At 71.8% G+C, this 8,120-nt stretch carries 4 protein-coding genes; 3 read left to right on the top strand and 1 reads right to left on the bottom strand.

All coding sequences use genetic code 11. From position 1 onward, the window contains the following. Positions 1-430 precede the first annotated feature (430 nt). Positions 431-3,577 (top strand): isoleucine--tRNA ligase, encoded by a 3,147-nt coding sequence (gene ileS, locus AB0K07_RS18650; protein WP_363756598.1) that lies wholly within the window; start codon positions 431-433, stop codon positions 3,575-3,577. Between the two features lie 167 nt (positions 3,578-3,744). Further along, positions 3,745-4,434: a lysophospholipid acyltransferase family protein gene (locus AB0K07_RS18645; RefSeq protein ID WP_363756596.1), complete on the top strand. Its 690-nt coding sequence runs from the start codon at positions 3,745-3,747 to the stop codon at positions 4,432-4,434. A 13-nt stretch (positions 4,435-4,447) separates the two neighbouring features. Here the strand turns inward: AB0K07_RS18645 and AB0K07_RS18640 are convergent, their stop codons facing one another. Continuing rightward, positions 4,448-5,830: a hypothetical protein gene (locus AB0K07_RS18640; RefSeq protein ID WP_363756594.1), complete on the bottom strand. Its 1,383-nt coding sequence runs from the start codon at positions 5,828-5,830 to the stop codon at positions 4,448-4,450. 162 nt (positions 5,831-5,992) lie between these two features. Here AB0K07_RS18640 and AB0K07_RS18635 point away from each other — a divergent pair, with 162 nt between their 5' ends. Then, the gene (locus tag AB0K07_RS18635; protein ID WP_363756592.1) at positions 5,993-7,969 is read left to right on the top strand and encodes a TIGR03960 family B12-binding radical SAM protein; all 1,977 of its coding nucleotides are present in this window, start codon (positions 5,993-5,995) and stop codon (positions 7,967-7,969) included. The last annotated feature ends 151 nt before the right edge of the window (positions 7,970-8,120 follow it).

Here is an 8,120-nt window from a genome sequence, read left to right as displayed (position 1 = left end):
GACGGTGCTGGTCAGCATGCCGTGCTCGGTGAGGCCGAACCAGTCCTCCGCGCCGAGCTGGCAGGGGACCACGCCCCGGCCGGGCTTGAGCCCGCGGAGATCCACACGCCCGCCAACCTCATGATCGACGCGGGATGGGCGCCGGCGGGATTACTCGGCGGCGGACCGGTGGGCGGGTCGAGTATCGTTGGACACCGTAAGGCGATGACCCGGCCATCACCGGTGAGCCTCCGGAAGAACAGCCGGGCAACCGGCCCAGTAGAACCGGACGGGTCCGGCCCGTCACAGCCGGCCAATGAGCGGGCGGTCGCACGTTGACCGCCAAGCGGGGTGGTACCGCGGGCCACCCGGGAGCGCCGTCGAGGCGTCCCCGGAGACGCTCGTCCTCGCAGACCCACCGATGAGTGAGCTGCGAGGAGAGCGACCCCCGATGGCCTATCCGTTGCACGACCCGACCGCCGCCGGTGTCCCGGCGAGCCCGGACCTGCCCGCGGTCGAGCGCCGGGTGCTGGAGCACTGGACGGCCGACAAGACCTTCGAGGCGTCGGTGGAGGCCCGCCCGGCCGGCGACGACGGCAAGAACGAGTACGTCTTCTACGACGGCCCGCCGTTCGCCAACGGCCTGCCGCACTACGGCCACCTCTTCACCGGCTACGTCAAGGACGTGGTGCCGCGCTACCAGACCATGCGCGGGCGGCACGTCGAGCGGCGCTTCGGTTGGGACTGCCACGGCCTGCCCGCCGAGGTGGTGGCCGAGAAGCAGCTCGGCATCACCAGCAAGGCGGAGATCATCGACCTGGGCGTGGCCCGGTTCAACGAGGCCTGCCGCACCTCCGTGCTGGAGTTCACCCAGGACTGGGAGCGGTACATCAACCGGCAGGCCCGCTGGGTCGACTTCGCCAACGACTACAAGACCCTCGACCTGGACTACATGGAAAGCGTCATGTGGGCCTTCAAGACCCTGCACGACAAGGGTCTGATCTACGAGGGTTTCCGGGTGCTGGCGTACTGCTGGCGCTGCGAGACGCCACTGTCGAACACCGAGACCCGGATGGACGACGTCTACCGGGACCGGCACGACCCCACCCTGTCGGTGTGGTTCGGGCTGACCGCCGACGAGAGCGCTCCGGAGCTGGTGCGCGGGCCGGTCAAGCTGGGCGTCTGGACCACCACGCCGTGGACCCTGCCGTCCAACCTGGCGCTCGCCGTCGGCCCGGACATCGAGTACGCGGTGCTGGAACGCGACGGCGACCGCTTCGTGGTGGGTGCCGCGCGGCTCGGGGCGTACGCCAAGGAGCTGGAGGGATACCAGCAGGTCGGCAAGGTGTACGGCCGCGACCTGGTCGGCCGCCGCTACACGCCGCTGTTCGACTTCCTCGTCGAGCAGGCCGGGGACAACGCCTACCAGGTGCTGGGCGCGGAGTTCGTCACCACCGAGGACGGCACCGGGATCGTGCACCTGGCCCCGGCCTTCGGCGAGGACGACCAGAACGTCTGCAACGCCGCCGGCATCCCCACCATCGTCACCGTGGACGACCACACCCGGTTCACCGCGCTGGTCCCGCCGTACCAGGGTGAGCAGGTCTTCGACGTCAACAAGCCGGTGATCCGGGAGCTCAAGGAGCGGGGGGTGGTGCTCAGGCAGGACACCTACACCCACTCGTACCCGCACTGCTGGCGCTGCGACACCCCGCTGGTCTACAAGGCCGTGTCGTCGTGGTTCGTTGCGGTGACGCAGTTCCGGGACCGGATGGTCGAGCTGAACCAGCAGATCAACTGGACGCCGGGGCACATCAAGGACGGCTCGTTCGGCAAGTGGCTGGCCAATGCCCGGGACTGGTCGATCAGCCGGAACCGGTTCTGGGGCTCGCCGATCCCGGTGTGGAAGTCCGACGACCCCAACTACCCGCGACTCGACGTCTACGGCTCCCTGGCCGACATCGAGCGGGACTTCGGCGTACGCCTGAGCGACCTGCACCGGCCGGCGGTGGACGACCTGGTCCGCCCCAACCCGGACGACCCGACCGGGCAGTCGATGATGCGTCGGGTGCCGGAGGTGCTGGACTGCTGGTTCGAGTCCGGCTCGATGCCGTTCGCCCAGGTGCACTACCCGTTCGAGAACGCCGACTGGTTCGAGCACCACTACCCGGGTGACTTCATCGTCGAGTACATCGGGCAGACCCGCGGCTGGTTCTACACGATGCACGTGCTGGCCACCGCGCTGTTCGACCGGCCGGCGTTCCGCAACTGTCTGAGCCACGGCATCCTGCTCGGCTCGGACGGGCGCAAGATGTCCAAGAGCCTGCGCAACTACCCGGACGTCTACCACGTCTTCGACGCGTACGGCTCGGACGCGATGCGCTGGATGCTGATGTCCTCGCCGGTGCTGCGCGGCGGTGACATGGCGGTCACCGAGACGCTCATCCGGGACGCCGTCCGGCAGGTGCTGCTGCCGCTGTGGAACGTCTGGTACTTCTTCTCGCTCTACGCCAACGCGGACGGGCACCAGGCGCGGCGCCGCACCGACTCGACGCACCTGCTCGACCGGTACGTGCTGGCGAAGACGAACGAGCTGGTGTCGACGGTCGGCGCGCAGATGGAGGCGTACGACATCTCGGGTGCCTGCGCCACCGTCCGGTCCTACCTGGACGCGCTCACCAACTGGTACGTGCGTCGGTCCCGGGACCGGTTCTGGTCGGGTGACGTGAACGCCTTCGACACGCTGTGGACGGTGCTGGAGACGCTCTGCCGGGTGGTGGCGCCGCTGGCGCCGCTGACCGCGGAGGAGATCTGGCGCGGGCTGACCGGGGAGCGCTCGGTGCACCTGACCGACTGGCCGGAGGCGAGCGAGTTCCCGGCCGACCACGAGCTGGTCGCCGCGATGGACGCCACCCGGGCGGTCGCCTCGGCGGCGCTGTCGCTGCGCAAGGCCAAGGGCCTGCGGGTGCGGCTGCCGCTGTCGAAGCTGACCGTGGCCTCGCCGGCGGCGGAGCAGCTGCGCCCGTTCGCCGACCTGGTCGCCGACGAGGTCAACGTGAAGACGGTGGAGTTCAGCGCGGAGCTGTCCGCGTACTGCGAGCAGGTGTTGACGGTGGTGCCCCGGGCGCTCGGCCCGCGGGTCGGCAAGCAGGTGCAGCAGGTGATCAAGGCGGTCAAGGCGGGCGACTGGGAGCTGGTCGACGGCGCCCCGGTGGCCGCCGGCGTCACCCTCGCCGAGGGTGAGTACGAGCTGCGCCTGGTCGCCGCCGACGCCGAGCACTCCGCGCCGCTGCCCGGCGGTGAGGGCGTGGTGGTGCTGGACACCGAGGTCACCCCGGAGCTGGCCGCCGAGGGGCTGGCCCGCGACGTGGTCCGGGTGGTGCAGCAGGCGCGCCGGGACGCCGACCTCGACGTCTCGGACCGGATCGTGGTGTCGGTGTCGGCCTCGGAGGAGGTGCGCGCGGCGGTGGCCGCGTACATGGACTTCGTCGCCGGTGAGGTGCTGGCCGACTCCGTCGACTTCGCCGAGGGCCTCGACGGCTTCGCCGGCGAGGTCGGCGAGGGTGACCGGGTGACGGTCGTCGTCCGCCGGGTATGACCACCCGTGGGTGAGGAAGGGGCCCTTCGCAACGCGTGATGTGGAGGAGGGCCCCTTCCCGACCACGTACCGCCATCGTGCGGGCGCCCCGCCACCTCCATCCGGGGAGGGTGGCGGCGTCCGCTACCGTGACACCGCCTGTTCGCACCTGATCTGCCGGAGGACCAGTGCCCCTGCTCTACACCATCGGCAAGCTCACCGTGGCGCCCACGCTGCGGTTGGCGTTCCGCCCGACCGTGGAGGGGCTGGAACACGTGCCGGAGACCGGCGGCGCGGTCTTCGCCGGCAACCATCTCTCGGTGGCCGACGAGCTGTTCCTCGGCACGGTCGTGCCCCGGCACCTGGCGTTCTGGGCGAAGTCGGAGTACTTCAAGGGCACCGGTGTGAAGGGCGCCATCTCCAAGTTCGTCCTCACCGGCCTGGGCGCGATCCCGGTCGAGCGGGCCGGCGGGCGGGCGGCGCTGTCCGCGTTCGACGCGGCCATCCCGGCGCTCAAGGGTGGCGATCTGGTGGTGGTCTACCCGGAGGGCACCCGCTCACCGGACGGCAAGCTCTACCGGGGGCGGACCGGCGCGGCCCGGCTGGCCATCTCCGCCGGTGTGCCGATCATCCCGGTCGGCATGATCGGCACGGACAAGGCGCAGCCGATCGGTGCCCGGGTGCCCCGCCCCGGCACCGCGAAGATCACTGTCCGGTTCGGCAAGCCGCTGGACTTCACCGGCCGGCCGGACGACCGCACCTCGCTGCGGCAGATGACCGACGAGCTGATGAGCGAGATCCAGAAGCTCACCGGCCAGGAGTACGTGCCCCGCTACGCCCCGCCGCGCGCCCACCCGGCCCCGACCCGCGACGCCTGACGGGCCCTGGTCCTCAGCTCTGCTGGGGCTGGACGATCTGGCCGCGCAGGGTGTCCAGCAGGGCCGCGCTGTCGGAGACGGAGAGCCGGGTGAACACCCCGGTGGCGATGCTGCCGTGGTCCACGGAGGTGCAGACCACCACGTCGGTGCTGTCGGACCGGCCGACCGCGCAGCGTTCGTGTCGGCCCCGTACGCCGGTCCGCACCGTCTCGGGGGCCTCCAGCGCGTAGCGCTCGCTGAGCCGGGTGATCTCCGCGTCCGCGTCGGCCTCCGGGGTCAGCCGGAAGCCGGTGCCGCCGAAGACCGTCACCCGCTTGCCGTCCGCAGTGGCGTAGACGCCGGCGAACGTGTCCTCGGCCAGCCAGTGCTCCTTGCGTACCTCGTTCTCCAACTGTCGGGCGGCCTCCGCGCTGCCGTCGTCCTGGCGCAGGCTCAGGTCGGCCACCTGTTCGGGCAGTGCCGCCCGGGCCGGGTACTGCGCCGAGATGGGGAACCCGTAGTAGGCCGGGCACCCGCAGCAGCAGGCCAGAGTGAGCAGCAGCAGCCAGGGCCAGCGGCGTCGCCGGCGGACCGGGACCGGGACGTACCCCTTGGGTGCCTGCCAGCCCGGCGGCGGCGTCACCGGTGGCGGCGCGGCCGACCGCCGACCCCGACGCTGCTTCGGAGGCGCGGGAGGCGACACCGGCCGGACCGGCGGCGCGGGCGGCCGGGCCGGCAGGGTGGGCCGGGCGGCCGGCGGCGGCGGGACGGCGGGGGGCGGCGCCGGGTGCGGCCCGACCGGGGGAGCGGGCGGACCGGACCACTGCCGGGTCGCCGGCGGCGCCGGGTAGGGCAGTGTCGGGGGCAGTGGGGGCAGTTCGGCGTGCGGCAGGTCCCAGCCGCCGGTGTCCACGCCGGCCCACGGGTCGACCGGGGTCCGGTGCTCCGGCGGCTCGTCCGGCACGGGCGGTGGTGGGGTCGGCTCGGCCGACTCGCCCCAGGCCCGCCTGCGCGGTAGCGGCGGCGGCACCGGCGCCGAGCCGCTCCAGCGGGGCGGCGGGGCGGCCGCGGTGGGGGCGGATTCGGCTGCCGTGGCGGCAGGGGAGTCGACGGCGGTGGAGGAGTCGGCCGCGCCGGCGGGTGCGTCCGTCGGGCGCGGCTCGTCCGGTCCGTCGGCGTCACCGGCCGTCCCGGCGCCGCCGGTCCGGTCGGTCGGCGGGTCCGGCTGGTCCGGTGGTTGCGGCCGGCGCGGTGCTTCCGGCTCGTCCGAGGGGTCCGGCTGGTCCGAGAGGTCCGGCTGGTCCGGCGGTACGGGTGGGGAGGTCGGCTCGTCGGCGACCGCCGGATCGCGGTCCGGCTCCGTGCCCGGGGTGCTCCCGTCGGCCGGACGGCCTGCTCCCGGCTGGGGCTCCGGCATCGCGGCAATCTCCTCTCGCGCCGGTCCGAGGTTAGTACCGCGCCGCCACCGTCGCGACCGGGCTTCACAGCGGGGCCCGTGCTGACCGCCACCGGCGGCGGTACGGCGTCATGGGCGGCGTGCGCGCGCTGACCGCCGGAGCGGCGCGTACCCTTGGGCATCATGAGTGCCCCGTCCACGACGCCGCGCGCGGCCGCGACCAATTCCGTCTGGCCCCGGCTGGAGCCGCTGCTCCCGCAGGTCTCCAAGCCCATCCAGTACGTGGGTGGTGAGCTGGGGGCGGTGGTCAAGGACTGGGACGCGGCGACCGTGCGCTGGGCGCTGATGTATCCCGACGCGTACGAGGTGGGCCTGCCCAACCAGGGCGTGCAGATCCTCTACGAGGTGCTCAACGAGCTGCCCGACACCCTCGCCGAGCGGACGTACGCGGTCTGGCCGGACCTGGAGAACCTGATGCGCACGCACGGCGTGCCGCAGTTCACCGTCGACGCGCACCGGCCGGTGCGCGACTTCGACGTGTTCGGCATCTCCTTCTCCACCGAGCTGGGCTACACCAACCTGCTCACCGCGATCGACCTGGCCGGCATCCCGATGCTGGCCGCCGACCGCACGGACGCCGACCCGGTGATCGTGGCCGGCGGGCACGCCGCGTTCAACCCGGAGCCGATCGCCGACTTCATCGACGCCGCCGTGCTCGGCGACGGCGAGGAGGCGGTCCTGGAGATCACCGCGATCGTCCGGGAGTGGAAGGCGGAGGGTTCCCCGGGTGGCCGCGACGAGCTGCTGCTGCGGCTGGCCCGCACCGAGAGCGTCTACGTGCCGCGCTTCTACGACGTGGACTACCTGCCCGACGGGCGGATCCAGCGGGTCGTGCCGAACCGGGCGGACGTGCCGTTCCGGGTGCACAAGCGCACGACGATGGACCTGGACGCGTGGCCGTACCCGAAGAAGCCCCTCGTGCCGCTGGCCGAGACGGTGCACGAGCGGTACGCGGTGGAGATCTTCCGGGGCTGCACCCGGGGCTGCCGTTTCTGCCAGGCGGGGATGATCACCCGTCCGGTGCGCGAGCGGTCGATCACGACCGTCGGGCAGATGGTGCGCGAGGGGCTGGAGTTCTCCGGCTTCTCCGAGGTGGGGCTGCTGTCGCTCTCCTCGGCCGACCACTCCGAGATCGGCGACATGTGCTCCGGCCTGGCCGAGCAGTACGCGGGCACCAACGTGTCGCTGTCGCTGCCGTCGACCCGGGTGGACGCCTTCAACATCGACCTCGCGCAGGAGCTGTCCCGCAACGGGCGGCGTACCGGCCTGACCTTCGCACCGGAGGGCGGGTCGGAGCGGATCCGCAAGGTCATCAACAAGATGGTGTCGAAGGAAGACCTGATCCGCACCGTCGTGACCGCGTACTCCAACGGCTGGCGGCAGGTGAAGTTGTACTTCATGTGCGGCCTGCCCACCGAGACCGACGCCGACGTCCTGGAGATCGCGGACATGGCGCACGAGGTGATCAAGGCCGGTCGGGCCGCCACCGGCTCCAAGGACATCCGCTGCACGGTCTCCATCGGCGGGTTCGTGCCCAAGCCGCACACCCCGTTCCAGTGGGCCCCGATGGAGCGCCCGGAGGTCATCGACCACCGGCTCAAGATCCTCAAGCAGGCGATCAACTCGGACCGCTCGCTGGGCCGGGCGATCGGCTACCGCTACCACGACGGCGAGCCGTCGCTGATCGAGGGCCTGCTCTCCCGGGGCGACCGTCGGGTCGGCTCGGTGATCCGCAAGGTGTGGGAGAACGGCGGCCGGTTCGACGGTTGGAGCGAGCACTTCTCGTACCAGCGCTGGGTGGACGCGGCGGCCGAGACGCTGCCCGCGTTCGGGGTGGACCTCGACTGGTACACCACCCGCCAGCGCGACGAGCTGGAGGTCCTGCCCTGGGACCACCTGGACTCGGGCCTGGACAAGGACTGGCTCTGGCAGGACTGGCAGGATTCGCTCGGCGAGTTCGAGCAGGACGACTGCCGGTGGACCCCGTGCTTCGACTGCGGCGTCTGCCCCTCGATGGATACCGAGATCCAGATCGGCCCCACCGGCAAGAAGCTCCTGCCCCTCACCCCCATCAAGGGCCTCAAAACCCCCACCGCCTGACCCGGTCCCACCCGGTCGCCCGCGTTGATCATGAAGTTGTTGCCAGCCGCACGGCGTGTCGCCGACAATAACTTCATGATCAACGGGTGCTGAGTTCCGAGGAGCGAGACGATCAGTAAGAAACCACAGCCGGAGGGTGGGCAGGCGCCGG

Source organism: Micromonospora sp. NPDC049301, from assembly GCF_040678715.1.
Classification (GTDB): domain Bacteria; phylum Actinomycetota; class Actinomycetes; order Mycobacteriales; family Micromonosporaceae; genus Micromonospora.
Note: the sequence above shows the minus strand (reverse complement) of the source record. Positions and strands in the feature narration are given on the sequence as shown.